The 26,607-nt window shown below is 65.6% G+C and carries 25 protein-coding genes, 4 tRNA genes and 1 pseudogene; 14 read left to right on the top strand and 16 right to left on the bottom strand.

Annotated features, from left to right (window positions below; all coding sequences use genetic code 11):
* The first annotated feature begins 7 nt into the window (after positions 1 to 7).
* From hemE to hemQ, 3 genes are read left to right on the top strand one after another with little or no spacing between them, the layout of a single operon-like run.
* Positions 8 to 1,057, top strand: a complete 1,050-nt coding sequence (gene hemE / locus ACR2JI_RS10060) for a uroporphyrinogen decarboxylase (RefSeq protein WP_526389930.1) — start codon at positions 8 to 10, stop codon at positions 1,055 to 1,057.
* Positions 1,054 to 2,409, top strand: a complete 1,356-nt coding sequence (locus tag ACR2JI_RS10055) for a protoporphyrinogen oxidase (RefSeq protein ID WP_526389929.1) — start codon at positions 1,054 to 1,056, stop codon at positions 2,407 to 2,409. The genes hemE and ACR2JI_RS10055 overlap by 4 nt, the downstream gene beginning before the upstream one ends.
* Positions 2,410 to 2,413: 4 nt before the next feature.
* Positions 2,414 to 3,118: a hydrogen peroxide-dependent heme synthase gene (gene hemQ, locus ACR2JI_RS10050; protein ID WP_526389928.1), complete on the top strand. Its 705-nt coding sequence runs from the start codon at positions 2,414 to 2,416 to the stop codon at positions 3,116 to 3,118.
* Here hemQ and msrB read toward each other — a convergent pair.
* From msrB to ACR2JI_RS10030, 4 genes are all read right to left on the bottom strand, one after another.
* Complete coding sequence (gene msrB / locus ACR2JI_RS10045; protein ID WP_526389927.1) at positions 3,102 to 3,518, bottom strand: peptide-methionine (R)-S-oxide reductase MsrB; 417 nt, start codon at positions 3,516 to 3,518, stop codon at positions 3,102 to 3,104. The two genes, hemQ and msrB, sit on opposite strands and share 17 nt — an antisense overlap.
* Entirely contained in the window at positions 3,515 to 4,813 is a 1,299-nt protein-coding gene (locus ACR2JI_RS10040; RefSeq protein ID WP_526389926.1) for a glycosyltransferase 87 family protein, read from the bottom strand. The genes msrB and ACR2JI_RS10040 overlap by 4 nt, the downstream gene beginning before the upstream one ends.
* Before the next feature lie 62 nt (positions 4,814 to 4,875).
* Positions 4,876 to 6,444, bottom strand: a complete 1,569-nt coding sequence (locus ACR2JI_RS10035) for an alpha/beta fold hydrolase (protein ID WP_526389925.1) — start codon at positions 6,442 to 6,444, stop codon at positions 4,876 to 4,878.
* 45 nt (positions 6,445 to 6,489) lie between these two features.
* The gene (locus ACR2JI_RS10030) at positions 6,490 to 7,260 is read right to left on the bottom strand and encodes a pyrimidine reductase family protein (protein ID WP_526389924.1); all 771 of its coding nucleotides are present in this window, start codon (positions 7,258 to 7,260) and stop codon (positions 6,490 to 6,492) included.
* A gap of 14 nt (positions 7,261 to 7,274) precedes the next feature.
* Between ACR2JI_RS10030 and zapE the strand changes: the two genes are divergently transcribed.
* On the top strand, positions 7,275 to 8,309 hold the full coding sequence (gene zapE, locus ACR2JI_RS10025) for a cell division protein ZapE (RefSeq protein ID WP_526389923.1): 1,035 nt from the start codon (positions 7,275 to 7,277) through the stop codon (positions 8,307 to 8,309).
* Here zapE and ACR2JI_RS10020 read toward each other — a convergent pair.
* Positions 8,290 to 8,787, bottom strand: coding sequence for a GNAT family N-acetyltransferase (locus ACR2JI_RS10020; protein ID WP_526389922.1), 498 nt, complete (start codon positions 8,785 to 8,787; stop codon positions 8,290 to 8,292). The two genes, zapE and ACR2JI_RS10020, sit on opposite strands and share 20 nt — an antisense overlap.
* A 135-nt stretch (positions 8,788 to 8,922) precedes the next feature.
* Between ACR2JI_RS10020 and ACR2JI_RS10015 the strand changes: the two genes are divergently transcribed.
* The 3 genes from ACR2JI_RS10015 (at position 8,923) to ACR2JI_RS10005 (ending at position 11,763) form a co-directional block, all read left to right on the top strand.
* Positions 8,923 to 10,761, top strand: coding sequence for an AMP-dependent synthetase/ligase (locus ACR2JI_RS10015; protein WP_526389921.1), 1,839 nt, complete (start codon positions 8,923 to 8,925; stop codon positions 10,759 to 10,761).
* 73 nt (positions 10,762 to 10,834) lie between these two features.
* A complete protein-coding gene (locus tag ACR2JI_RS10010; protein WP_526389920.1) occupies positions 10,835 to 11,320 on the top strand; it encodes a hypothetical protein in 486 nt (161 codons plus the stop codon).
* Between the two features lie 56 nt (positions 11,321 to 11,376).
* Positions 11,377 to 11,763, top strand: coding sequence for a hypothetical protein (locus ACR2JI_RS10005; RefSeq protein ID WP_526389919.1), 387 nt, complete (start codon positions 11,377 to 11,379; stop codon positions 11,761 to 11,763).
* Here ACR2JI_RS10005 and ACR2JI_RS10000 read toward each other — a convergent pair.
* The 7 genes from ACR2JI_RS10000 to ACR2JI_RS09970 form a co-directional block, all read right to left on the bottom strand.
* Positions 11,672 to 12,586 carry a lytic transglycosylase domain-containing protein gene (locus ACR2JI_RS10000; protein WP_526389918.1) on the bottom strand — a complete coding sequence of 305 codons (915 nt, stop codon included), beginning with the start codon at positions 12,584 to 12,586 and terminating at the stop codon, positions 11,672 to 11,674. The genes ACR2JI_RS10005 and ACR2JI_RS10000 overlap by 92 nt on opposite strands.
* A gap of 13 nt (positions 12,587 to 12,599) precedes the next feature.
* Positions 12,600 to 13,031: a thioredoxin gene (gene trxA, locus ACR2JI_RS09995; protein ID WP_526389917.1), complete on the bottom strand. Its 432-nt coding sequence runs from the start codon at positions 13,029 to 13,031 to the stop codon at positions 12,600 to 12,602.
* A gap of 24 nt (positions 13,032 to 13,055) precedes the next feature.
* Entirely contained in the window at positions 13,056 to 13,466 is a 411-nt protein-coding gene (locus ACR2JI_RS09990; protein WP_526389916.1) for a hypothetical protein, read from the bottom strand.
* Positions 13,467 to 13,722: 256 nt separating this feature from the next.
* A complete protein-coding gene (locus ACR2JI_RS09985; RefSeq protein WP_526389915.1) occupies positions 13,723 to 14,184 on the bottom strand; it encodes a lipocalin family protein in 462 nt (153 codons plus the stop codon).
* Between the two features lie 614 nt (positions 14,185 to 14,798).
* Positions 14,799 to 14,873: transfer RNA gene (locus ACR2JI_RS09980), tRNA-Val, on the bottom strand.
* Positions 14,874 to 14,888: 15 nt separating this feature from the next.
* Positions 14,889 to 14,959, bottom strand: a tRNA-Cys gene (locus ACR2JI_RS09975).
* Between the two features lie 21 nt (positions 14,960 to 14,980).
* A tRNA-Gly gene (locus ACR2JI_RS09970) sits at positions 14,981 to 15,053 on the bottom strand.
* 169 nt (positions 15,054 to 15,222) lie between these two features.
* Between ACR2JI_RS09970 and ACR2JI_RS09965 the strand changes: the two genes are divergently transcribed.
* The 3 genes from ACR2JI_RS09965 (at position 15,223) to ACR2JI_RS09955 (ending at position 18,215) form a co-directional block, all read left to right on the top strand.
* A tRNA-Val gene (locus ACR2JI_RS09965) sits at positions 15,223 to 15,294 on the top strand.
* 183 nt (positions 15,295 to 15,477) lie between these two features.
* Entirely contained in the window at positions 15,478 to 16,821 is a 1,344-nt protein-coding gene (locus ACR2JI_RS09960; protein ID WP_526389914.1) for an NAD-dependent succinate-semialdehyde dehydrogenase, read from the top strand.
* A 107-nt stretch (positions 16,822 to 16,928) separates the two neighbouring features.
* Positions 16,929 to 18,215, top strand: coding sequence for a serine hydrolase domain-containing protein (locus ACR2JI_RS09955; RefSeq protein WP_526389913.1), 1,287 nt, complete (start codon positions 16,929 to 16,931; stop codon positions 18,213 to 18,215).
* Between the two features lie 4 nt (positions 18,216 to 18,219).
* On the opposite strand, the gene ACR2JI_RS09950 is transcribed toward ACR2JI_RS09955, so the two are convergent.
* Positions 18,220 to 19,677 (bottom strand): biotin carboxylase, encoded by a 1,458-nt coding sequence (locus ACR2JI_RS09950; protein WP_526389912.1) that lies wholly within the window; start codon positions 19,675 to 19,677, stop codon positions 18,220 to 18,222.
* 121 nt (positions 19,678 to 19,798) lie between these two features.
* On the opposite strand from ACR2JI_RS09950, the gene ACR2JI_RS09945 reads away from it, so the two are divergent.
* Positions 19,799 to 21,751: a primary-amine oxidase gene (locus tag ACR2JI_RS09945; RefSeq protein WP_526389911.1), complete on the top strand. Its 1,953-nt coding sequence runs from the start codon at positions 19,799 to 19,801 to the stop codon at positions 21,749 to 21,751.
* Between the two features lie 16 nt (positions 21,752 to 21,767).
* On the opposite strand, the gene ACR2JI_RS09940 is transcribed toward ACR2JI_RS09945, so the two are convergent.
* Positions 21,768 to 23,339: an amino acid permease gene (locus ACR2JI_RS09940; RefSeq protein ID WP_526389910.1), complete on the bottom strand. Its 1,572-nt coding sequence runs from the start codon at positions 23,337 to 23,339 to the stop codon at positions 21,768 to 21,770.
* 118 nt (positions 23,340 to 23,457) lie between these two features.
* Here ACR2JI_RS09940 and ACR2JI_RS09935 point away from each other — a divergent pair, with 118 nt between their 5' ends.
* Entirely contained in the window at positions 23,458 to 24,372 is a 915-nt protein-coding gene (locus ACR2JI_RS09935) for a universal stress protein (protein ID WP_526389909.1), read from the top strand.
* Positions 24,373 to 24,390: 18 nt separating this feature from the next.
* Here the strand turns inward: ACR2JI_RS09935 and ACR2JI_RS09930 are convergent.
* Positions 24,391 to 24,474: pseudogene (locus ACR2JI_RS09930) on the bottom strand (hypothetical protein); the annotation flags it as partial.
* 295 nt (positions 24,475 to 24,769) lie between these two features.
* Between ACR2JI_RS09930 and ACR2JI_RS09925 the strand changes: the two are divergent.
* On the top strand, positions 24,770 to 25,471 hold the full coding sequence (locus ACR2JI_RS09925) for an SDR family NAD(P)-dependent oxidoreductase (protein WP_526389908.1): 702 nt from the start codon (positions 24,770 to 24,772) through the stop codon (positions 25,469 to 25,471).
* 24 nt (positions 25,472 to 25,495) lie between these two features.
* Here the strand turns inward: ACR2JI_RS09925 and phoU are convergent, their stop codons facing one another.
* Positions 25,496 to 26,233: a phosphate signaling complex protein PhoU gene (gene phoU / locus ACR2JI_RS09920; protein WP_526389907.1), complete on the bottom strand. Its 738-nt coding sequence runs from the start codon at positions 26,231 to 26,233 to the stop codon at positions 25,496 to 25,498.
* A 125-nt stretch (positions 26,234 to 26,358) separates the two neighbouring features.
* Here phoU and ACR2JI_RS09915 point away from each other — a divergent pair.
* On the top strand, positions 26,359 to 26,607 hold a 249-nt coding region (locus ACR2JI_RS09915), incomplete at its 3' end, for a chromate transporter (protein WP_526389906.1).

The raw sequence follows: 26,607 nt of genomic DNA, 5'->3' as shown, positions 1-26,607 counted from the left end.
TGGGCCGGTGAGCAATCGTCGCCAGCTTCTCCAGTCGCCGTATCTGGCGGCCGCCAGCGGCCGCACGCCCAGCCGGAGCCCGGTCTGGTTCATGCGGCAGGCCGGCCGGTCGTTGCCGGAGTACCGCGCGTTGCGTGCCCAGAACACCATGATGGAGGCTTGTTTCGACGCCGAGCTGATTTGCGAGATCACCCTGCAGCCGGTCCGCCGGCACGGAGTCGACGCGGCGATCCTGTTCTCCGACATCGTGGTCCCGCTGCGCGGGGCCGGCGTCGACCTCGACATCGTCCCCGACGTCGGGCCGGTGATCGCCCATCCGGTGCGCACCGCCGCCGATGTGCGGGTTCTGCAGGGCCTGCAGTTACAGCGAGTCAGCGCGGTGGCCGATGCCGTCGGACTGCTCGTCTCAGAGCTGGGCGAGGTGCCGCTGATCGGATTCGCCGGAGCGCCGTTCACCCTGGCGTCGTATCTGGTGGAAGGCGGCCCGAGCAAGCTGCACGAGCGGACCAAGGCGATGATGCTGGCCGAGCCGTCGACCTGGCACGCGTTGATGACCGCGCTGACCGACCTCACCATCGACTTCCTGCGGCTGCAACTCGATGCCGGAGTGGATGCTGTGCAACTGTTCGATTCGTGGGCGGGGACGCTGTCGCTGGCCGACTACCGGACCTACGTGCTGCCGCACAGCGCACGGGTTTTCGCTGCCGTCGCCGGCTATGGCGTGCCGATGACGCACTTCGGTGTGGGCACCTCCGAACTACTGGGCGCGATGTCGGAGGCCGGCCCCACGGTGGTGGGGGTGGACTGGCGGACGTCACTGGCAGACGCCGCTACCCGGGTCGATCCGGGAAAGACGTTGCAGGGCAATCTCGATCCGGTGGTGCTGCTGGCTGGGTGGCCGGTTGTCGAGACGGCCGCCCGGAGGGTGATTGAGGACGGCCGGCGGGCCATCGCCGCGGGTGCCGGCGGGCATGTCTTCAACCTGGGCCACGGTGTGCTGCCCGCTACCGATCCGGACCTGCTGACTGAGCTTGTGGAGCTGGTGCATTCGTTGTGAATCGCGTGTATTGCGTTGTCGGCGGCGGCATTTCGGGTCTTGTCGCCGCTTACCGCATCCGTGCGCTGGCCGGACCGTCGGCCACCATCCGGGTTTTCGACCCGGCTGATCGGCTCGGCGGCGTGTTGCGCACCGAGACGCTGGCCGGCCAGGTGATGGACATCGGCGCCGAGGCCTTCATCGCCCGCCGCCCCGAGGTGCCCGCCCTGCTGGCGGAACTGGGTCTGGCCGACCGCCTGATCAGTCCCACCGGGGTGCGGACCACCGTCTACAGCCAGGGTCGGTTGCACCCGCTGCCCACCGGCACCGTCAACGGCATTCCCGGATCGGCGCAGGCGATGACAGGTCTGGTCGATCGCGCCACCGTCGACCGGATCGCCGCCGAACCGGACCGGCCGCTGCACTGGGAATCGGGCGGCGATCCCGCCGTCGGCGCCGTGGTCGCCGACCGGTTCGGTGAGCAGGTGGTGACCCGCTCTCTGGATCCCCTGCTCTCCGGGGTCTACGCCGGTTCGGCGGCCACCATCGGTATCCGCTCGGCGGTGCCCACCGTCGCAGCGGCACTGGACGCGGGGGCGTCGTCACTGACCGAGGCGGTGCGACGGGTCTCGCCGGGCAGCGGTATCGGCCCGGTGTTCGGCGCGATCGGGGGCGGTTATCGGGTCCTGCTCGACGAACTCGTCGCGCGGGCCCGGCTGGACTGGGTGCAGGCCGCCGTCACCGGGATCGTTGCCGATGGTGACGGCTGGACGCTGGCCGACGCCGCTGGCGCGCAGTGTCATGCCGACGCGGTGGTCGTCGCGGTTGCCGCCCCGCAGCTGCCCGGCCTGCTCCGGGAGATCGCGCCGGGCAGTGCCGCCGCGGCCGCCCGGGTGCCTATCGCCTCGGCGGCGATTCTGGCGCTGGCCCTGCCGGCCGGCACCCCGTTCCCGCCCCAATCGGGGGTGCTGGTGGCCACCGGAGAGGCACTGCACTGCAAGGCCATCACGCTGTCGACCCGCAAGTGGGGTGGCCAGTCCGCGGGGAAGGGGCAGCCCGAGCTGCTGCGGATGTCCTTCGGCAGGTTCGGCGACACCATTGCCCGCAGTGTCGGCGACGAGGACCTACTGGCCTGGGCGCTGGAGGATCTGAACACGGTGTTCGGTATCCGCGCCGAACCCGTTGACATGCTGGTGCACCGGTGGATCGACGCCCTGCCGCAGTACGGGCCGGGTCACGGGGCGCTGGCCGCGGACGTGCGCGCGGATCTGCCGCCGGGTGTGGCCATCGCCGGTAACTACCTCGACGGTGTCGGGGTGCCGGCATGTGTGGCCGCCGCAGACCGGGCCGCCGCCGCGGTCGTGGCACGATAGTTCCATGGCGAAGCTGAATTACGACGAGATCAACGCCACCGTGCGCTATGTGATGTTCTCGGTGTTCGCCGCGCGTCCCGGAGCGCTCGGCTACGACGAGGGGTCCCGCGCCGCGGTGATCGACGAGACCGCCACCTTCCTCAAACAGCAGGAGGAGAACGGCGTCGTCGTCCGCGGTATCTACGACATCGCCGGCACGCGCGCTGATTCCGATTTCATGATCTGGACCCACGCCGAAACCCTCGAGCAGTTGCAGCAGACCTACAGCGATTTCCGGCGCACCACGGCCCTGGGCCGGGCGACCGCGCCGTTCTGGAGCAGCGTGGCACTGCATCGCCCGGCCGAGTTCAACAAGAGTCACGTCCCGGCGTTCCTGGCGGGGGAGGACCCGGGCGCCTATGTCTGCGTCTACCCGTTCGTTCGTTCGCTGGAGTGGTACCTGCTGCCCGATGACGAGCGCCGCAAGATGCTGGCCGACCACGGGATGGCCGCCCGCAGCTACAAGGACGTGCGGGCCAACACCGTGCCCGCCTTCGCGCTCGGTGACTACGAGTGGATCCTGGCCTTCGAAGCGCCGGAACTGCATCGGATCGTCGATCTCATGCGCGACCTGCGTGCCACCGAGGCCCGCCTTCATGTGCGCGAGGAGATCCCGTTCTTCACCGGCCCGCGAGTCGGTGTCGAGGAGTTGGTCAGTCGGCTGCCGTGAACTTCAACGAGATCGAGTTGATGCAGTAGCGCTGATCGGTTGGGGTCGGGTAGCCCTCACCGGAGAATACGTGGCCGAGGTGGCTGTGGCAGTTCGCGCAGATGACCTCGACCCGGCGCATGCCCATCGAGGTGTCGGTGCGCAGGATCACCGCATCGGAGTCGGCTGGATCGAAGAACGACGGCCACCCGCAGTGTGACTCGAATTTCTCTGTGCTGCGGAACAATTCGGATCCGCAGGCCCGGCACTGATAGGAGCCTTCGGTCTTGGTGTCGGTGTACTCGCCGGTGAACGGCCGCTCGGTGCCGGCCTCTCGGAGAACGTGGTACTCGGCCTTGTCGAGCCGCTGGCGCCACTCGGCGTCGCTGAGTTGCAGTTTCGGGGCGGGTTCGGAACTCATGAGCCCACGCTAGCGCGACCCGGCGGAGTCGTCATCCACGGCGGATCGATGCCCTGATCCAACCGACCGGCGGCACGCGCGTCCAGATAGCGGTAGTACAGCACGCAGAACACCACGACCAGCATCAGCGACCATCCGTAGGTGATCTTCATGTACTCCAGAAAGCGCCCTGTGGTGGGCCAACGCCACATCAGCCAGCGGTCCAGGGTCAGGAACCCGTAGGTCGCAAGCCAGGCCGGCCAGTTGCGCAGTACCGAGTTCGGCAGCACCACCGTCATCAGGAACGGGAACAGCATCATCGAGTAGTAGCCCTGTGCGAGTGAGAGGACCAACCACGACGTGATCAGCAGGACGCCCGAGGAGGTCAGCATCCAGAAGAACGTGTCGCGATCGCGGTAGTAGCGGTACAGCAGCCACAGGCTGCCGGCAGCCAAAACGATGAAGCCAAGTCGCAGAACGGTGATGAGCCACATCGGCAGCCCGTAGTACACCCCGTTGCCCAGTACCGAGGAGTTGAAGTAGTCGCGGGTGGAAAAGATGTAGGGCAGTGTCCGCTTCACGAAGTTCATCCGGTCCGCGACCAGCACAAAGCCCACGGCGTTGAATGCCACCGGCACCGCGATGGCGGCCGCCAGCGCGCGCCACTGCCGGTTCAGCAGCGGCAGCAGCAGCAACACTCCCAGCACGGGTTTGACGACCAACGAAAGCCCGATTGCGATGCCCGCCAACCACTGTCGGCTCGTCCCGTCCTGGCCCTCGGAAGGAAGCAACCACCGAAAGAACAACACCTCGGCGAGCAGGACACAGCCGTTGACATTGGTGAACACCAGGGTGTTGGTGACCGACTCGGTGACGAACATCGCCGCCAGCAGGGCCGGTAGTGCGACCGAACTGAGTGGGAACCTGAACAGCCGCACCAGCAGACAGGCGGCGAGGATCATCGCGACGGTGTTCAGGAGGATGAACCAGTTGCGGGCGGCGAACTCACTGTCGATGTACCCGAACGGCGCCATCAGCAGGGTGCCGCCGGGCGGATACAGGTAGTGCGGGTCCACCTGGTCGAAGTGCTCGTTATAGATGTCGACACCGGCCCGGAAGTTGCGCGCCGCCCGGTATACCGGTGCCCAGTCGTCGGTGATGTAGCCGTTGGAGGTCAGAACATAGCTGCGGTGGATGATCGACATGATCGCGATGGGCCACAGGGCCGAACGCAGGATCGCCTGCGCACCGGGTGGGCTTGAGCGCGGACGAAAGGCGTTGCGCACCCGGGAAACAACGGAGTCAACGGCTACCACGTCCGCACCGTACTACGGTCCGCGGCGTCAGCCGGTCAGGCTGGCCCTGCTGCCTGACCCGGTCAGGCGGGGCAGAAGGTGTCGGTTGGCGGCAGAGTGCCGGTGTTGAGGTATCCGAGCAGCGGAGGCAGGGCGCACGCGGTGTAGATGCTGGCGCCGTGACCGATGCCCTGCCACATCACCCGTTTACTGGTCGCCCCGGCGTTGATGATCATGGCGGCGGTGGCGGCCACTCCTCCGGGACCGGCGATCGGGTCGTTCTGCACGCCCAGCAGGAGGGTGTTCACCTTGAGGTTTTTGGGATCCTTGGGTGCGGAGCCGCTGGGCCAGCTCAGACACTTGGCCAGGTTGAGTGCCGCGACGGAGCCGAACTGCGGGTACTGCTTGCCCCAGGCGACGACGAGTTCGCGGACCCGGTCCGGGGTGGGCCGGCTCAGGGAGTCGCTGCAGCGGTTGACGAACTGTCCGTCGCTGTCGCGCATCGCCTCGGCGGCGTTGATCAGGTTGGTGAGCTGGTTGACATCGCCGCCGCGGGCCGCAGCCAGGGTGTTGGCCAGCTTGACGGTGGTGCCGATGCGGTCACCGCTGGGATAGCCCAGCGCGGTGGTGATGGCTGTCGCCAGCGCGGCAACCGAGGCCCCGCCCGGGCCCCTGCCGGCGCGGGCGGCGGCCAGCAGAGTGTCGACGGCCCCCTTCGGATCGGGTCCGAGCGCACAGTTGATCGCCACGCACTGACCCGCAAAGGCATCCAGGGCGGACTGCTGTCCCTTGGCCTGATCATCTGCGGCGGTTTCGGCGGCAACCCCGGGCGCGATGGGAGAGTCGAGCACCAGCCGCGCCACCTTATCCGGATGCGACCCTGCATAGGCCATGGCGACCTGAGCGCCGTTACCGATACCCATAAGCGCCAGGGCCGGCACATCCCAGGTGCTGCGCAGCCGGTCGAGATCCTCTGCGGCGCGGGCATTGTCGTAGGCGGAATCGCCCGGTGAGAGGGCGTCGGTGCACCCGGTTGTCGCCGTCGTGGTGACCGCGCCGAGGCTGGCAACCGGGTCATCGCCGGGCTGGAACTGGGCCTGTTCGCGCATCTGCTGACGGTCAACCGCGTCACGGCAGTCGATCGGGCTGGACATCCCCATCCCGCGCCGGTCCACCGCCACAATTGGACGGCTCTTGAGGACGTCGGCACCGGATCGGGACAGCCAGACCGGAAGTTGTAGCGAGGACGGCAGGTCCGATCCGGTGGTGAACACCAGAGGTCCCGCCGCCGGCGGGGTCTGCACGGACCTGGCCCGCATCGCGCCGATGTTCAACGTCCCGGTCGCACCGCTGATCGGATCGAGGTCGGCGTCGTACTCGGCGCATTCGAAGATCACCCCGGGCATCGGCGGAACACCGGCGTCGCCGGTCGCCTTGGCCGTGCAGTCACGCCACCCGAGGTCGTTCTTCGGTTCGGCGATCTCGGCCGGCCCGGCCGCCGAGGTGCTGGTGGCCGGGCCGCCAGCAGTATTACTGGCCCCGTCGGTGGCGAACTGCGGGTTGGCGGCCAGCCACGGGGCGCATCCGGTGATGCTCAAGGCGACCACGGCGCTCAGGCACACCGCAGCCCGAACCCGACCCAGCCGACGCATGGCCACCACAGTAGCGACCGGACCGGGACCGGCCTCTCGGCCGGTTCAGGCTCCGCGCGTGTAACGCAGGTAGAGATAGCCGTCGGTATCGGTGATGACGTGTGCGCGCCGCATCCGGGTCAGCACCGCACCATCGCCGGCGGCGACACGCGGGGCCGACCCGCCGACCAGCACCGGCGCCGTGGTCAGACACAGTTCATCGAGCAGATCGTCGGCGATGAATGCGCCCAGCAGGCTCGGGCCACCCTCGGCGAGCACCCGCAGCAGTCCGCGCTCGCCGAGGTGGGCCAGCGCGGTGCCGAGATCCACCGCGGTGGGGTCTGCGCCCGAGCAGTCGAGCACCTCGGCGGCAGAGCCGAGGCGGGCGCGCGCCCCATCGGCGGCCGCCGTGCAGGTCAGCAGCAGCGGCGGCACCTCGGTATCGGTGAGCACCGGCAGGCCGGGGTCCAGAACGCCGGAACGGCTGACCAGGGCTATCGGGGGCACCTCGAGCTGGCCGCGGGACTTCCGGCGCTGCCGTCGGTCCGCAGACATCTTGGCTCCGGCATAGGTTTCGGCGCGGGCGGTGCCGGCGCCCACGACGATCACATCGGCCAACTCACGCAACAGGCTGAACAATCGGCGATCACCGGATCCGCCGAGGCCGCCGGAAGTGCCCTCGGTGGCCGCGGCGCCGTCGAGGCTGGCGATGACGTTTCCGCGCACCACGGGACGGGTCAGCCCGGCGCGGTAGGAGTAGAGAACCTCGAGCCGCTCATCGTCCACCGGGCCACCGGCACCGAGCAGCGAGAAGTGCATCGGCTCGGTGTCTGGCATGCCACGATTGCAACATGCCCGGGCATCTCGCCGACCGTCACCCCATGGCGTCCCCGGAGCGGTTGATCGCTCAACTGGTGCCGCCGCCCACTTTCGCCGGGGTGAGCTTCGAGAGTTACCGGCCCGATCCGGCCGAACCCAGCCAGGCGGCGGCACTGGCGGCGTGCCAGGCGTTCTGTGATGAGGCGGTGCGACGGCGGGCCGGGCGCAAGAAAATGTTCGGCCGCCGCGAGCCGCTGCCCGGGGCGGGTATCTACCTCGACGGCGGATTCGGGGTGGGCAAGACCCACCTGCTCGCCTCGGCCTACCGCAGGCTGCCCGACTCCGCCGCGCACCCCACGGCGTTCGCCACCTTCGGCGAATTGACCCAACTGGCGGGTGTCTTCGGCTTCGTCGAATGTGTGGAGATGCTCGGCGAGTACACCGCGGTCTGCATCGACGAGTTCGAACTCGACGACCCCGGCAACACGACGCTGATCTCCCGGCTGCTGTCCCAGCTCGTCGAGCGCGGGGTGTCGATCGCAGCGACATCGAACACCCTGCCCGAGCAACTCGGCGAAGGGCGTTTCGCCGCGCAGGACTTTCTCCGCGAAATCAACACGCTGGCAAGCATTTTCACCACGGTCCGCATTGACGGACCGGACTACCGGCATCGCGGTCTGCCGGCTGCGCCCCAGCCGCTGTCCGAAGCCGAGGTCATCGCCGGCGCCGAGCGCACACCGGGCTGCACCCTCGATGACTTCGATGCGCTGTGCGCCCACCTGGCGACCATGCATCCGTCGCGCTACCTGACGCTGATCGAGGGGGTGACGGCGGTGCACATCACCGGCGTGCACCCTCTGGAGGACCAGAGCGTGGCCCTGCGCCTGGTGTCGCTGACCGACCGGCTCTATGACGCGGGAATCCCGGTCGTCGCATCCGGGGCGAAGCTGGACACCGTGTTCTCAGCGGAGATGCTGGCCGGCGGCTATCGCAAGAAGTACCTGCGCGCCACGTCGCGACTGCTGGCGCTTAGCCAGCTTTCCGGCGCTACAGCGGCCGAGACATGAGGAGGTCGTGCTCGGTGGCACCGCCCACGTCGAAGGTCCGAGTGCCGGTGACCTCGAAACCAAGTTTGCGATAGAACGCCTGCGCGCGTCCGTTGCCGCGGTTGACCCCGAGCCACATCGTCTGCGCCCCGGTCCCGCAGGCCCAGTCGAGGGCGGCGCGCATCAGCTGTGCCGCCGTGCCGGTGCCGTGGTGGCCGGGCAGCAGATAGAACTTGGAGAGCTCCGCCGCCGGTTCGCCGGCCGGGTGGATCAGCATGGCGTAGCCGACGATCCGGCTGCCGTCGCGGATGGCAAGCACCCGCTTGTCCGGATCGGCCAGATACTCCGCGAAGCGCGAAGCGCAGAGTTCGGCGCCGATGAACGCGGCGACGTCCTCGGCGGCTACCGATGACGGGCAGGCCAGTGGGAAGGTCGCGGCGGCGACGTCGGCCAGTCCGGTGGCATCAGCCGGAGTCGCGACGAGGATCTCCACCCCCATGTCACACCTCCTGCGCTCAATCATCACTGACGGTGGGGGCGAGATTTAGCCGTTCTGAAGCCCCCGAACCTGCGGCGGGAGCCGGTTTCGCCAATCCGCTGACCTGACCGTGCGGGGGTTTCATAGACTTCAACCATGGCAGGCCTGCATAAATCCCAAGAACGCGTCGACCTCGGCAAGATCGCCAACCGACCGCCGTCGGTACCGAAGATGTTCCTCAACCGTGTTGCGGCCACTCCGGCCGCCGAGGCATTCCGGTATCCGGCGGACGGCGGGTGGACCAGTGTCACCTGGAAGCAGATCGGTGACCAGGTAGAGCTTCTGGCCGCAGGTCTGATCTCCCTGGGTATTCAGCCTGAGGAACGCGTCGCGCTGGCGTCGGGCACCCGGTACGAGTGGGTGGTCGCCGACTTCGCCATCCTCGCGGCCGGCGGGGCCACCACCACGGTCTATCCGACCACCCATGCCGAGGATGTGGCCTTTATCGTCGCCAACTCGGGCAGCAAGATCGTCATCGCCGAGGACCAGAAGCAGGTTGACAAGCTCCTCGCCCACCGCGGCGAGCTGTCTGCTGTGGGGAAGGTCGTGGTCATCGACGGCAGCGGCGACGGCGATTGGGTGATCAGCCTTGCCGAGCTTGAGGAGCTCGGCAAGAAACTGCTGTCCGAGAATCCCACCGCGGTCACCGATCGCATCGACGCCATCCGGCCCGATCAGTTGGCCACCCTTATCTACACCTCCGGCACGACAGGTAAGCCCAAGGGCGTTCGGCTGACGCAGGACTCCTGGACCTACACCGCGGCGGCGATGGACTCCCTCGGGGTGCTGTCCGACAAGGATCTGAACTACCTGTGGCTGCCGCTCGCGCACGCCTTCGGCAAGGTGATGTTGGCACTGCCGCTCGCGATCGGGTTCCCGACCGTGATCGACGGCCGCGTCGACAAGATCGTCGAGAACCTCGCGATCATCCGGCCCACCATCATGGGTGCGGTCCCGCGAATCTTCGAGAAGGTGCACGGTCGTGTCACCGAGATGGCGGCCAAGGAGGGCGGGGTCAAGAAGACCCTGTTCGACTGGGCGGTCGGAGTCGGTCTGCAGGTGTCGCGGGCCAAGCAGGCCGGTCACGGGGTATCGCCCCTGCTGGCAGTCCAGCACAAGCTCGCCGACAGGCTGGTGCTCTCCACCATCCGCGATCGCTTCGGCGGACGGCTTCGGTTCTTCATCAGCGGCTCTGCCGCGCTGGACCGCGAGATCGCGCAGTTCTTTGACGCAATCGGCGTGGTGGTGCTCGAGGGCTACGGCCTGACTGAGACCTCAGCGGCCTCCTCGCTGAACCGGCCGCACGCCTACCGGTTCGGAACCGTCGGCTGGACCTTCCCCGAGACCGAGGTCAAGATCGCCGAGGACGGCGAGATCCTGCTCAAGGGCCCCGGCATCATGGATGGCTATCACGATCTTCCCGAGGCCACCACAGAAGCACTCGAGGCGGACGGCTGGTTCCACACCGGCGATATCGGCGAGCTGGACGCCGAGGGGTTCCTGCGGATCACCGATCGCAAGAAAGACATGTTCAAGACCTCGCAGGGCAAATATGTTGCGCCCTCGGCGATTTCGGCTCAGTTCAAGGGTATCTGCCCGTTCGCCAGCGAGATCATCGTGTACGGCGAGAGCAAGCCGTACTGTGTCGCGCTGGTGAGCCTGGACGCCGAAGGTCTCAAGGAATGGGCAGCCGGTAATGGCCTGGCCGGCAAGTCGTTCACCGAGATCGCCCGCGACGACAAGACGCGCGTCGCAGTCGAGGGCTACGTCGAGGAACTCAACAAGCACCTCAACCGGTGGGAGCAGGTCAAGAAGGTCGCGATCATCGACCGCGAGCTCACCGTGGAGAACGGCGATCTGACGCCGAGCCTCAAGCTCAAGCGCAAGGTCGTCGTCGACAACTTCCACGACAAGATCGACGAGCTGTACGGCTAGGCCGGCCCGGCGCCGGCGGGTTCCCACCATCGGGTGAAACGCTTGCGTGCGCGGGGACGATAAACCGACCGTGATGCGATACCCGACCGCTGCCGGCGCGGTCGCTGTAGTGCTGGCCGCGCTGACCTGCGGGTTGGCCCACGCCGACCCTCCGGCTCCCCAGACGGGCACGGAATGCCCCGCCGACTTGGACGGCACCATGACACTGCTGCCCGACGAAGTCACCTACGCCATGTGTCAGCAACAGCCCGCAGGGTTCGCCTGGGCGGCGGTGCAGACTCCGTTCGACCCGAATGACTCCTGGCTGAGCTACGGCCCGGCGATCACGCTGCACGGTCAGGGCATGCGCAATCCCAACGTCGCCAGCGGCAATTGGACCGCCACCCCGCTGGATCCACTGACCACCTGTCGGGCCGAGGAGCAGACCGTGGTGGAGGCCGGTGTGTTGTCGGCGCCGGAGATCTTCGAGTCCGGGCCCGGTGCGCCGCTCGCGCTGCCGATGCTGCCCAAGCTGTTCTACCTGAAACTTTCCGGCCACTGCTTGTGGACCAAAACCTGACCTGACGAATTCTGTCGGAGGCTCGCGCTACGTTGCGGTCATGGGGGATTTTTCCGATGGCGCGGGGTAATAGTTCGTCCGAGGGCGGCGGCGCCGCAGTCTTCGTGTTGTTTCTGGCGATCTGGTTCGTCGTCAAGTTCATCTGGTGGATCGTCGGTGCGCTGGCACTGACAGCTGGCTTCTATCTGGTGCGCGCGATCCTGCGCGCGGATCAGGCGCGCCGGGCTGCCTTCGCCGCCTACTGTGCCGAGATCGCGGCGCGCGCCGATGAGCAGCATGAGTGGGTGCTGCGCGGCGACGACCGAGGCACCTACGGTCCGATGGGTGCGGCGCTGATGCGCCAGATCGGCGCTACTGCGGGTGGCTTGCCAAGTACGCATCGACCGGAATCCGCGTCGACTCGGCGTAGCCGATTGGCAGCAGAACGTCACCGGCAGTGGTGAAGTAGTAGACATCCCAGCGATAGAAGTCACCGAAGGACGCGGGGTCCGCGGCCAGTGCGGCGGCGTAGTCGCTGACGGCTCGCACGTATTCGTTGGCATGGTTGTAGGCGAAGATCGCCCGGTCGGGGTTGGAACTGAATCCGCTGGCGGCCAGCAGTCGGCCGGCTGCCATGATCGAATCGCGCGGGGAGCGCACGTCGCCGCTTCCGTAGCTGGCGAAGGTTGAGGGTAGGAACTGCATCGGACCCTGCGCACCGGCCGTACTGTCGCCGACGATGCTGCCGAAACGGGTCTCGATGAGATTTATCGCGGCCAGGTAATTCCAGCCCACTCCCGAGGCGGCCTCGGAATCCCGGTAGTAGCCCAACAGTTCCTCAGCGGGCGCAGGAGGAACAATTCGCCACGCGGGCAACGTGTTTCGTACCGTCGCCATAGCGTTGAGCTGGCGGCGAGCGTCGATATTGCGGTCGTAAAAGGCCAGCATGGTCTGCGGGATCTTCGGCCGGACGATACCGTCCCATTCCGGGTGCCTGCCGATGAGGCGATAGGCCGCCTGCTGACGGTGCGCCGCGGCCACCATGGCCCCCTCGGGGGTCGACGGGTCGCGCAGTGCGAGTTGGTCAGTTACGATGTCCTCGGCCATCTTCGCCGGATCCGACGCCAGCCGGGGCTGGGCACCGCCGGGTGCGGCGGCGACGGCCTGTGTCGTCGGCGACGGCGGTTCGGCCGGTGCGGCGGTGGACTGGTTGCAGCCGACCAGGCCCATGACCATCATCGCGGCGACCAGTGGACCGACCAGTGGGGCGAGGTACCTGATGCTCATGATCTCCACTTCGTCAGTCGGGCGCGGCCAGGCTCTCGTCGAGCCATCGGCGCAGCGCCGCCACCGGTGCCGCACCGGCGCGCCGGGAAAGAATTTTGCCACCCCGGGTGATCAGCAGGGTCGGAACGGCCTGCGCTTCAAGGCGCTGTGAAGTCTGGGGTGCCTCATCGACGTTGATCTTCACCAACTTCAGGCGGCCTGCGTATTCGCTTGCCAACTGTTCGAGTGCGGGGGACACCATCCGGCACGGTCCGCACCACGGCGCCCACAGGTCGACGAGAACCGGTAGTGCCGCCTTGTCGACGACGGTGCCGTAATCGTCGTCGCCGGCATTGACGATCCACGGCAGCCAGGCCTGGCACTGCGCGCACCGCGGTTTACCGGCCGCGGACGCGGGCACCCGATTGCGGCGACCGCACTGCGCGCAGGCGACAACATCACTCATCGGGTCTTACTCCGGACCGAATGTTTAGCCCGGTGAACCCGGAACTGTGGTGGCGGGAGCACCGGGAGCGCCGTCGGCTCCGTCAGCGCCGTCGGCTCCGTCCTGACCGAAGATGCCGCCCTTGCCGCCCTGGCCACCTTTACCGCCCTGACCGGGCTGGCCGCCCTGTCCGCCCTGACCTCCGGCGCCACCCTGACCACCAGCACCGCCTTGTCCACCGGCACCGCCTTGTCCGCCCTGTCCGCCATTGCCTCCGGTCACGTCCTGCCCCTTCTCTGGCGCGGGTGTTGATGAGTAGTTCGGGGGAGTCGTCGTCACTTCGGCCGGCGTACCCGTCTTGGTGGTGGTGCAGGCCGAGGTGGCCAACGCCGTTCCGGCGACCATCGCCGCTGCTGCCAAGACCGCAGCCCAGCGAGGTGCGTCACTGAATTTCATGGGATTCCCTCCGGATCAAGGCCGCCCAGCGGCCGCGACCCCAGCATAGGCGCAGTCGTGACCGGCCAGGCCGGGCAGCTGTTTCACCTGCATATATCGCAGTTCGGTCGGCGTTGATGCCCTCGCGCGATGGCCCAGCCGACGCAGGCTCACAACGCTCCGGCGATCAGCTCGGCTTGGGGCCGTGACCATGGAGACGGCGACGATCGCGGCTACGGCGAACGCGAAGTGCGCTGAGTTGCACAGCGAATGGACGCTAGTTGTACTGCGTTGTCGGGGTGATGTTTCCTCTCACCCCTAAGTCACGCGCCTGGGTGACCAGCTGCTGATAGTCCTGCGGCGCAAGGCTTTTGCTCCGCGTCAAGATGTAGCCGCTGTATCCGCTGGGGTCGCTGACGATGACCCAGCTGTAGTCGGGCGCGTAAGCGAGGATTGTGTAATTGCCCGGCGGGGTTGGCGAGTTGACCGGCAAGAAACTCACGTTCAACGCAGTGTTCGTCGAATTCACCGGAACTGCGGATCCGACGATCGACGATTGCGGGCCGCCGTTGACGAAGTAATTGCCGGAATTCTGGACGCGAATCGTGCCGTCGGGGTTGAGGGTGTACACCGCCTTGGTGTTCACCAGACCTATCGAGAAGAACTGCTTGACGCTGCCCTGCTCGTAGTAGGTACCGGCGAATTGCGCAGGGTCAACAGGATCCGGCGAGGGCACCACCGGTTTCGGTGTGGGAGCTGGGCCTGCCAGCCGTCGGGATGGCCGGCCGGCACCGAGAGTCGACCGCGTCGCGGCTGCGGAGGCGGCCGGTTGGGCGACCGGCGATGTGCTGCCGGGGTTGATGGCCGCAGCCGGCCTCACGCTGCCGGCGGCCGCTGCGACGGGATGGGAATGACGCGCGCGCGGTGCGGGCTTCGCTGCGGTTGCGGCTCCGGGTGATGGAGTCGCGGCGTGTGCCGCGGACATGGCGGACCCCGTGTCAGTGCCGGTATCGGCGGCCGCCAGTCCCGCGCCGCACAGCATCGCGGTACCCACGCCTGCCATCAAAGTGCCGGAAGCCAGCCACATTCGGATCGAAGTCATTACGTGATGCCCCCTAGTCTCTGGCGCGCCACCGTTGGCGCCCCGCGTGTCGCCCTTCAATCGCCGCGTGGCGGGATTGGCAACCGGGGACAATTCGGAACGGCGGGAGTTTCGGATAGGTGAGTGTGACGGCGGTCACAACTGACCGCCGGATCGGCTGCGGCATCCGGGGTGGGCGGCCGCGAGAACGATGAGGGAGACCCCGATGCCTATGCTCGACAGACAAAGCATGCTCTGATCTGGTCAAACTATGGTGCGCGATACTGGGATTGAACCAGTGACCTCTTCCGTGTCAGGGAAGCGCTCTCCCGCTGAGCTAATCGCGCCGGGAAATCGAACAGAGGTGGAGACGGGAATCGAACCCGTGTGCACGGCTTTGCAGGCCGTTGCCTCACCACTCGGCCACTCCACCATTGGGCTCATGCCGTCCCCGAGCGGATGACGGGATTCGAACCCGCGACCCTCACCTTGGCAAGGTGATGCGCTACCAACTGCGCTACATCCGCAAGCCTCGGGCAAGTTAGCCCGCTGCGAAGATCGACAATAGTGCACCGAAGCGAGGGGGCACAAATCCCCTCGGTCCCTGTCGGGGTCAGCGGCACATTCAGGGGGTAGACCTGCGCGTGTTAGTCTTCCACGTCGGAATCGACGCCGTTTGCGGCGTGTCGGCACTCCGGTCCCGTGGCTCAGTGGGAGAGCGTCCGCTTCACACGCGGAAGGTCGCTGGTTCGATCCCAGCCGGGACCACGACAGGGAATCCCGCTGTGAGCCGCCGGTTGCTTCTGAATCCGGCTGACTCGGCGGCCACTGCTGGTGAGGTATCTGCTCAGGACAGTGGTTGATCTCCACCCCAATGCAGGCCGTGCAGTGGCATCCTGGGAACGACGAACGCGGAATTTCCGACCGGCGACGACAACCCGAGGATTGATGATGACTATCTATGCGGTAACCGACCCCGCCACCGGCGAACTGGTGCGCGAGTACCCGACCGCCTCTGACGCCGATATCGAACGCGCTATCGCGTCGGCTGACGCGGCCTTTCGGAACTGGTCGGTGAAATCCACCATCGCCGAACGTGCCGCCCTGACCCGCCGGGTCGGCGAATTGCACACCGAGCGACGTGATCACTTGGCCGAGATCATGCACCGCGAGATGGGCAAGCCGCTCGCCGAGGCGCTGGGCGAGGTCGACTTCAGCGCCGCGATCTACGAGTTTTACGCCGACAACGCCGAGAGGTTCCTGGCGGACGAACCGATCGAGTTGCTCGCCGGTGAGGGCAGTGCCGTTATCGTGCGCCGCCCGGTCGGAGTGATCCTGGGCATCATGCCCTGGAACTTCCCGGAATATCAGGTGGCCCGGTTCGCCGGACCCAACCTGACACTGGGCAACACCGTCGTGCTCAAGCACGCGCCGCAGTGTCCGGAATCGGCCGAAGCGCTGCAGAAGATCTTCCTTGACGCCGGCTACCCGGAGGGTGCCTACGTCAACGTCTACGCCACCAACGAGCAGATCGCTGCGGCCATCGCCGACCCCCGCATCCAGGGTGTCTCGCTGACCGGCTCGGAGCGCGCCGGCGCCGCGGTGGCCGAGATCGCCGGTCGAAACCTCAAGAAGGTGGTGCTGGAACTCGGCGGGTCGGATCCGTTCATCTTGTTCAGTACCGACGACCTTGACGCCACCGTCGATGCCGCGGTGGCCGCGCGGATGGGCAATACCGGTCAGGCCTGCAACGCTGCCAAGCGCATCATCGTCGATGCCAAGCTGCACGACGAGTTTCTGGAGAAGTTCACCGCGAAAGTGCTTGGGGCAGCTGACGATTTGTCACCGCTGTCGTCCGAGGCGGCTGCGCAGAACCTCGCCCGGCAGGTCGATGCCGCGGTCGCTGCGGGCGCGAAGCTGGCCACCAAGGGCGAACGCAACGGCGCGTGGTTCCCGCCCGGGGTCCTGACCGGTATCACCAAAGACTCACCGGCCTACCGCGAGGAGTTCTTCGGCCCGGTCGCCCAGGTCTACAAGGTCAACTCCGAGGACGAGGCGATCGCACTGGCCAACGACATTCCATTCGGGCTCGGTTCCTACCTCTTCACCACCGACCCGGAGCAGGCGCAACGGGTCGCCGAAGGGATCGACGCCGGCATGGTGTTCATCAACGTCGTCGAAGCCGACGGTGTTGAACTGCCGTTCGGCGGGGTCAAGCGGTCCGGCTTCGGCCGCGAACTCGGCCGCTACGGCATCGACGAATTCGTCAACAAGAAGCTGATCCGCAAAGGCTGAACACCGTCGGCAGAGGAGTTGACCGCCGCGGCCGGAATGCTCATCCCTGCGCCGGTGAGCTTCCAGGTCTCGACCGGAATCGATGTCGTGCGCGGTAGGGTCAGCGCATGCCTGAAGTCCCGCTGATGTCAGGGTTTCCGTCCGACCCTGGGCTGCGTGTCAACCTGGTCAACTGGCAGGACCCGCCGTTCAACCGCTGGTCTTTTCAGCACGTGCGAGAGCTCATTCCCACCCAGCGAATCCTGGCTGGCCGAGGATCGGTTCGGCCCCTGTCGCACCATGGTCCGGAGCTCGATCCGGCGGCAGTCACCTTCCGGCAGGTCGGTGAGCGGGAATCGAGTCTTGCTGCTGTGCTCGAGGAGACCTGGACCGATGCGGTGGTGATCGTCCACGAAGGACGGATCGTCCTGGAGCGCTATTACGACGGTATGGCTCCGGAGTCGGTGCATCTGCTGATGTCAGTCACCAAGTCGATCGTCGGGTGTGTCGCCGGGGTGCTGGTCGACCGCGGTCATCTCGATCCCGACCAACTGGTCGACTACTACGTGCCAGAGGTCACAGGTTCGGGATACGGCGGTGCACGGGTGCGCGACCTCCTCGACATGCGTACCGGGGTGCTCTTCAGTGAGGAGTACACCAATCCTGACGCCGAGGTTCGGGTGATGGAGCGTTACATGGGCTGGCGGCCCGGGGCGAGTCCCGGACAGATCGGCGGCATGTACCAATTTCTCGTGTCGATGGCCGCCGTCAGCTATCACGGCGGGCCGTTCGTCTATCGATCAGCCGATACCGACATGCTGGGATGGGTCTGCGAGCGCGCCGCCGGAGTGCGGATGGCCGACTTGATTTCTGCGCTCATCTGGCAGCCGATAGGCGCTGAGTCAGATGCTGAAATCACCTGCGACGGAGTGGGTTCGGCGATTCACGACGGCGGGATGTCGGCGACGGCGCGTGATATCGCCAGGTTCGGACAGATGCTTCTCGATGACGGTTTCGTGGGCGGTGTTCCGGTTGTGCCGAGCGGATGGCTGGTGCCGTCGCGCACACTTGACCCCGATATCCGGGGCGCTTTCGTAGCATCGTCCGCCGAGTCGTCGCTGACCGGGGGCTGGTACCGCAACCAGTTCTGGTACGTGCCGGGGTCGGTTGGCGATCTTCAGGTATGCCTGGGTATTCATGGGCAGATGGTCGTGGTCGATCGGGCGACCAGAACGGTGTCGGTGAAGATGTCGTCGTGGCCGACCGCCCAGTCTGCAGCTCATCTGGTCGGCACCATCCGCGCGTTCGACGCCGCGGGCCGCTACCTAGCCGGGCTATCCGGTCCCGGCCGCGACCGGACGATGCTGACCGGGCCGATCGGCGTGGTCGAGGGCCGTGAACGGGGCCACGGCTGAGGCGCTATTTCACGAAGCCGATCGGGTATACCGCAGGAGGAGCGGGCAGCGGTTCGCTGACATACATCCCCCGGATTCCGTCGATGTAGCTTCGGCATCGGCGGGTCAGTCCGTCCTCCGTCTGCATCCGGCCCTTGGTGACCAGGATGCCGAGATCGGCGCCTTTGAACCGGTAGTCACCAGGTCCGTAGACGCGCAGGAAGAAGCACTCGTCCTCGTGGGTCACGTCATGCCAGTCGTTGGTGACACCAATGAAGCGCAGCGAGCCGTCCTCGGTCAGTCGGTACCGACCGGTCTCCGGTGCGGCCAGAATCCGCTCCACTGAGTCATTGGGCTCCTTCATGATCAACTGGGCCCAGACGTCCACGGCGGCGAGTTCCCGCCAACGCTCGTTGATTTCGTCCACGTCGACCTCGTAGTCGACATCCATGAATTCGAGAAGATGGAACAGGAATAACGGAATGTCGGCATAGGCGCCCGCGGTGACATTGGTCATCGAGGACGCCCCCGAGATCCTCGGGTTCAATTCGCCGAGGTACACCTCATCGGAGTCCAGGTCCACCAGAACATCCACCTCGAAGAATCCGCGGTATCCCTCCTGGCGGAGCCGGTCTCCCAGGCGCCGCACGTGCTGGATCGCGGTATTGCGGTGCGCCTCGGAAAGGGCCTCGGGGTAGAGGTCGTTACCGCACCAGCCACCTCGGTAGGGGGTCAATTCCGGGTAGCCGGTCAGGTCCGTCATGAACGGCCCGACAACGGTCCCGTGCTCGGTGTTGACCGCCTCCACTGCCACGGCACGATTGTTGATCCGCTTCATGATCTTCAGGTCCTGGCCGATCATGTTGTCGGAGTCGCGGTCCCAGTCAGCCTCTTTGGTGATGAAGAACGTCGTCTTTCCCGAGTCGCCGTAGGGGGTTTGGACCACCAGATCCGAACCCAGTCCTGCCTCCGTGGACAGCCGATTCAGTTGCTCGTAACTGTCTGCGCGAGCAAGGATATTTGGCACCGATGGGGCGCCAGCCTCCTCGCCGAGTCGAGTGGTGACGATCTTGGAGTCAAGATGCCGACGCAGTGAGTCAGGCGGCAGAATCAAGTTGTAGTCGAGTTCGCGGCATATTTGTTCGGTCTCCTCATCGAAGAAAACCATCGCGATCATGGGGCGTAACTGACTTGCCGCACAGCGAGATTCGATGTGCTTCTGTACTTCAGGGTCCCGCAGAAGGTAGTTATTGATTTCTTCGGAACTGGTGAACTCGACATAGGGCTTGCTCGTTGGGGTGAAGACCCGGGGGTGCGCCCCCGCCCATGAGTCGTGGTAGACGATGTATTCGAAGCCGCGCACCCACCGGTCGATCCCCAGGAGATTGAATGCCGTGGGGCCGACGAAGAATATGGGTTGTTCGTTGGTCCGGAAGAAAGTCCGGATTTCAGGGATCCCGTTAAGTCCTCGGGATCGCAACACGCTGGATATCATCTGATGCGTCAGGTCCTCCCGGTCGTGCGGCTCTGCCGCGATCCTCTCACGCCGCTGGCCGTGTTGACCTGGAAACAGTGGGGGAGTGGATCCAACGAAGGAGACCTGAATGGCGCAGCATCCATTGGATTCGCTGTCAGCGGAGGAATTCCGGCGCACCGCCGAGATCATTCGTGCCGAAGGCCGGGTTAATGCGGGTTGGCGTTTTACTTCGATCGAACTCAAAGAACCGGAGAAGGCGTGGGTCAAGGCGTGGCGGCCCGGTGATCCGGTGCCGCGGACGTCCTTCGCGGTGTTGCTCGACCGGACGGAGAACAAAACCTACGAGGTCACCGTCGATCTGACCGGGGGCAAGATCGTTTCTTTCGAACACATACCTGGCGTCCAACCCAACTTCACCATCGACGAGTTCTACGAGATGGACGAGGCGATGCGCAAGCATCCCGACGTCATCGCCGCGCTTGCCGAGCGCGGCTATACCGACATGAGCCTGATCCTGATCGACACCTGGGCGTACGCCAAGGCTCTGATGCCGGCTTCGGTGGAACTCGCCCGGGCGGTTCTCCGCCGAACTGAGAAGTACCCGAACCGCAGGCTCGGGTGGTGCGACCTGTGGGCTCGGGCGACACCGGAGGGCAACCCCTACGGCCATCCGGTCTCCGGCCTGCAATTGGTCGTTGACATGAACACCCATGAATTGCTCGAAATCGACAATGACCACAGCTACGGACAGCCTGATGTGGACTGCGAGTACGTGCCCTCGGTTCGGGGCATCGAGCCACGGACAGACGTCAAACCGCTGCACATCACTCAGCCCGATGGTCCGTCGTTCACCCTCGACGGGTCAGAATTGAAATGGCTCAATTGGACCTGCAGATTAGGCTTCAACTACCGCGAAGGCCCAGTCATCTACCAGTTGACCTTCGATGACAACGGCACCAAACGTGATGTCGCCTATCGCAAGTCGCTTGCCGAGATGGTGGTTCCATATCGCGATCCCTCGTTCGACCACTACCGCCGCACAGCTTTCGATATCGGGGAGTGGGGCCTGGGTGTGATGACGACTTCGCTGGAGTTGGGCTGCGACTGTCTCGGCGAGATCGTCTACGTCGACGCCAATCTGGCAAATACCCGGGGCGAGCCCTACACCATCAAGAACGCGATTTGCCTGCACGAGGAGGACAACGCAGTTCTCTGGAAGCACGTCGACTACAAAACCGGAGCTGAAGTTCGCCGCCAGCGCCGGATGGTCATCTCCTGCCACGCGACGGTGGCCAACTACGAGTACCTGATCTACTGGCGCCTCTACCAGGACGGGAACATCGAGTGCGAGATCCGCGCCACCGGCATCATGGTGACCACTCCGTTCCCCCAGGGTTCTACCCCGCCGCCCTACGGAACGGTCGTCGACAAGAACACCTACGCCCCGTTCCATCAGCACTTCCTCGTCGCCCGGTTGGACCTGGATGTCGATGGTGAGGACAACACTGTGATGGAGATCGACTCAGTGGCGCCGCCGGTGTCCGGGGATAACCCCTACGGACTGGCTCTGGTGACCGAGTCGACCCCCGTCATGTCGGAGGCGGAGTCCGCCCGGGACTATGACTGGTCGACTCAGCGGAGCTGGAAAGTGGTCAATCCCAACAAGGTCAACAAGCACGGTACGAACGTCAGCTACAAACTGGTTCCCGGAGCGTGCTTCCCGCCGATGATGGACGAGCTGGCACCCCAGTATCTGCGCGCTCCAGTGATCGGCCACACCCTGTGGGTCACCAAGAACAGTCCGGAAGAGCGCTGGCCGGCGGGGGCTTACCCGGTCCAGTCCGAGTTCGACACTGGGATGACCGAGTGGATCAAGGACGACGCCTCCCTGGTTAACACCGACGTGGTGCTCTGGTACGTGTTCGGCATCCACCACATCACCCGGATGGAGGAGTGGCCGATCATGTCGGTCGACACGGTGTCGTTCTGGCTCAAGCCATCCAGCTTCTTCGACCGGAATCCGTCGATCGATGCGCCGCCGACCGCCAAGGGCGGTGGGGGAGCCTGCCACAACGGATGAGGGTCGGTGTGGCGTTCTAATCCACGACGACCGGCGTGTCCTTGTGGAGCGTTTCGCCTCGGAAGAACGTCGGTGACACCGAACGCCACACCATCATCAGCACCAACCCGAGCACGATCAGGCCCAGGCCGAGGACGAGCACCAGTCCGATACCGAAAATGCTTGCGCCGCTGCCGTATTCCGGGGATGCGCTGTCATGCAACGTGACGATCAGCACGGCGAATAAGCCGAGACCGCCCAGCAGTGGGAAGAGCAGTTTGAAGATCACGCTCTTGGCGTTGACGAACAACTCGCGCCGGAAGAACCAGATGCAGGCGAACGCCGTCAGACCGTAATAGAAGCAGATCATGATGCCCAGCGAGTAGATCGTGTCGGTCAGCGCATTTTCGCTCAGCAGGATCATTACCGAGTAGAAGACGCCGGCGAAGACGCCGGCCGCCACCGTGGCATAGGACGGAGTCAGATACCGCGGGTGGATCGCGCCGAATCGAGCGGGCAACGCCTTGTAGGTGGCCATACCGAGCATGGTGCGTGACGCGGGCAGGAAGGTGGTGATCAGGCTCGCCACGCTGGACGCCAGCACCGCCAGGTAGAGCATCAGGTGCCAGGGATTGCCCAGAACGGGTTCAGCGAGCGCCCCGAAGACGTTGTGCGCGATCTTCTCGTTACCCAGCCCGTAACCCTCGGTGCCGATGCCGGCGAACATCACCGCCGAGATCGACACCAGCAGATAGGTGATCAGGATCGACAGCACGGTCAGCAGGGCCGCGCGTCCGGGGGTCTTGTCGGAGCCCTTCGAATCCTCGTTGACGGTCAGGCAGGTGTCCCAGCCCCAGAAAGCGAAGATCGACCCGGACAGCCCGGCGATGAAGGCTGACAGCGTGAGCCCCGCCGGACTGAACAGCAGGCCGGCGAAGTGTTCGGGGGGCGCCGCCAGGTCCGGCGTCTCGACCATCGCCGTGCGCCAGTTGAAACTTCCACTGGAGTTGGCTTTGACGACCGCCACCACCGCGAACACGAACAACATGGCTAGCTGGAATCCGACCAGGATGAATTGAACCTTTTCGGTGGTGGTGATACCGCGGTAGGCGATGAAGGTGGCGATGCACAGGAAGGTGAGGCAGGTTGCGACATTGATCGCGTGGTTCTCCCACAGGCTCCCGAGGGTCGCACTGTGGAAGATGTCTCCGAGAAGTTGATAGAAGAACTCCACCGCGACTCCGGCCAGGTTGGACAGGACGATGGCGGTTGCCAGGATGGCCGCCCAACCCCCCAGCCAACCGATGTAGGGCCCGAAAGCTTTGCTGGTCCAGGTGAATGACGTCCCGCAGTCCGGCATGACTTTGTTGAGTTCGCGGTAGGCGTACGCGGCGAAGAACATGGGCAAGAAACCCGCGATGATCACTACCGCGGTCTTGTAGCCGGCCTGGGTTACCAGGATCCCGATCGTCGCCGAGAGCGTGTAGGCCGGTGCGACGCAGGAGATCCCGAGGACCACACTGCCGAATACTCCCAGCGAGTTGCGGGATAGGCCCTTTTGCTGAAGGTCGGTCTCGGGAGCGTGATGGATGTTGTGCGTCTCTTCCATGGCCCCCGCCCGGATACTTCTGAATTTGACAGCGCTGCCGTACTGTACCGCTGGCACCACACCACATGGCAGCGAATGAATTCACCTGATGATGTTTCATCGGACTTAGGGGGCCGACATGACTGAGGAAGTCGAGATTGCCGAGAACGGCGTGGTGGTCGGCACTGACGGGTCGGAGAACAGTAACGCCGCGCTGCAGTGGGCTGCGGACACCGCGATGGCCTACGGCCTGCCGTTGACGGTGCTCTACGCCCGTCCCGACGCGATGGCCGAGCCGATGTTTGTCTCGGATCCCGCCGGCGTGCTCGCCGCTGCGGTGGCGGTGGCCCGCGAACAGCAGCCCGAGTTGGAGATCTACGCGCTGCAGATGCCCGACGCCCCGGTGCAGTCGCTGCTGGCCGCAGGGGAGAACGCCGATGTCGTGGTGCTCGGTTCGCGCGGTGTGGAGGGCTTCCGGGGCCTGCTGCTGGGCTCGACGGCCATGCACGTTGCCCCTTACGCGCAGTGTCCCGTAGTGGTGGTGCACTCTGGTCTCGAGGGCGGCCTGCCATTCGAGGACACCGAGGGCTACCCGGGAAATCCGGGGCAGGTGGTCCTGGGCTACGACGGTTCGTCGGCCTCGAATCGCGCCGCCGCCTTCGCATTCCGGCACGCGGCGGCGATCGGGACCGCTGTGGTTGCGGTCAGTGTCGAAGCAGGTCGCGGTGAACCGGAGACCGAGGAGATCGACCCGGAGAACGCCACACCAGGTTCGGATACCAGCGCCTTCCATTCCCCCGTGATCGTCACCGCCGCCTCCTTCCCCGACGTGCCGGTGTCCTTCGTCGCGGGGACCGGGCGGCCTGCCGAGGTACTGCTCGCCGAGGCCGTCGGTGCGGCGCTGTTGGTGGTGGGCAGTCGCGGTTCCGGCGGGTTCTCCGGTCTGGTCATGGGTTCAGTCAGTCAGAAGGTGCTCGCACACGCGAGTTGTCCTGTGGCAGTCCTGCACGCGGGTATCTCCGCGGAAACCGCCGCCGGAATGGCTCCGGCTTGAAAGGGAGTCCAAACGCCGGGAGAAGGTCTGAGGCGCCCTGTGGCGCAGGACATCGGGTTCGACATAGACGGCCCGGTGCCTGCCGGAAGGCAGCCGCCTGATCCAGCCCCCAGCCGCGTTGGCCCTTGTTCCCTGCCATGAACTGCCCCCTCACCGTTGATCGCACACCCATGGCCGTGCTGTCCGGCGTGCTGTGTAGATGTCCAATCCCGTCGAATCTGTCCTTTTCTATCGCAGTCGACATGCCGTGTAACCGCAGCTCAGTGGGTTAAAAAACCTGGTGGGCCGGTAGTGGCGGAAAGCCATCCTCGCTGGTTCGATCCCGGCCGGGACCACCATCGAGCAGGACCACCGCCGATGGCCCTGGATCTTCACCGCGCACCCCTATCATCAGCCGATGAATACCTATCTCATCGCCGGCGGCAGTCGCGGTATCGGGCTTGAACTGGTTCGTCTCCTGGTACCTGCGGCTGACCGCGTCGACGTCTGGTCGCGGGAGGTCGGCGAACTGGCTGTTGGAGGGCCGGTTCGCCACCTCGCCTGCGATGTGACCGCGGCAGACCCGCTGCCCGAGCCGCCCGAATCGATCCAGGGGGCGGTGTACTGCCCCGGAACGGTCAATCTCAAGAGCTTCCGGGCGCTGTCCGAAGATGACTTCCGGCGCGACTGGGAAGTGAATCTGCTTGGTGCGGTCCGCTTTCTCAAAGCCTGCCAGCCCCGACTGCAGGGCGTTGACGGGCAACCGGCCAGCGTGGTGCTGTTCAGCACGGTCGCGGTTGGCCAGGGTATGCCGATGCATTCCTCGGTCGCCGCGGCCAAAGGAGCGGTCGAGGGGCTCGTGCGCTCACTGGCCGCGGAATGGGCCCCCAAGGTGCGCGTCAACGCAATCGCCCCGGCTCTGGTGGACACCCCGTTGGTCGAACGGATGCTCGGCACTCCGGATAAGCGCGAGGCCATGGCAGCGCGTTATCCACTGAAGCGGGTCGGAACCCCCGGCGACGCCGCAGCCCTGGCGCGGTTCCTGCTGTCCCCGGACAGCGGCTGGATCACCGGTCAGGTCATGGGCTTGGACGGCGGTATGTCCGCGGTGCGTGCCTGAGGCCAACCCGGACGTGTGGCGGAGCTATGGAATTGACGGGCGGGGATCGCCCTGTGCCGGCGACACGCTGTCAAATCCCGCGGACCGTGGCGTGAGTTTGGGCGCAACGGTCCACTCGGCACTCTGGCTTTGACCGGTGGCCTGGAAGATGATGCGCCGCGAGATCTCCACCGCATGATCGGCGAATCGCTCGTAGTAGCGGCTCAGTAGAGTCACATCCACCGCTGCGGTGGTCCCGTGGTGCCATTCCCGGTCCATCAGCACCGTGAACAGGTGGCGATGGATGTCATCCATCGCATCGTCGGCATCCCGGATGTATCTGGCCATGCCGAGGTCACTCGACTGGATGACATGGGAGGCCTTGCCGCCCAAATCGACAGCGGTTCGGCCCATCTCGGCAAAATAGCCGCTGACGTCATCGGGCAGGACGGGCTGCGGATGGCGCAGTCGGGTGATCTCGGCGACGTGGAGAGCGAGCGCGCTCATGCGTTCAAGATCGGCGACGATTTGAATCGAGGAGATGACCGCGCGCAGATCCCGCGCAACCAAGGTCTGTGCCGTCAGGAGATTGAGGCCGGCCTCTTCCACCCGGGCGCCGGCGGTGAAAATCTTCTCGTGACCGCCGATGACATCCTCTGCTCCGCTCAGATCGGCGTGCAGTAGGGCGTGCGTGGCGCGCTCCATTGCGGTGCCCACCAGTCGGCATACCTCTGCCAACTCGTCGGTGAGGGCCGCGAGTTGCGCACCATAGGCGGACCGCATGTCTCGATGCTAGGAAGGCGTTAGGCGCTATCGCAGAACCGGACGATGAACGCGACGTGAACGTCGGGTGCACATGTAGGCCGTGATCACCGTGATTGCGGCACGAATATTCCTATTCTGTAGTGATGGGCGGGGAGGATGGCGGCGAGAATCCACGACCCCGACCCGGCCTGATCGCAATCCTGCTGGAGTGGGGCCGCATCGGCTGCCTGGGGTTTGGGGGGCCTCCGACACACATCAGACTGCTTCGTGATCTGTGCGTCGGGCGCAGTAAATTGATATCGCCGGCGGAGTTCGAGGACGCCGTCGTGGCGTGCAACCTGCTGCCCGGACCCGCCTCGACCCAACTGGCGGTCCTATGCGCCTGGCGCGTG

Origin of the sequence: Mycobacterium sp. (genome assembly GCF_051006775.1) — a bacterium.
Lineage (GTDB): Bacteria > Actinomycetota > Actinomycetes > Mycobacteriales > Mycobacteriaceae > Mycobacterium.
The sequence above is the reverse complement of the archived record's forward strand: the minus strand, read 5'-3'. Positions and strand labels throughout refer to the sequence as shown.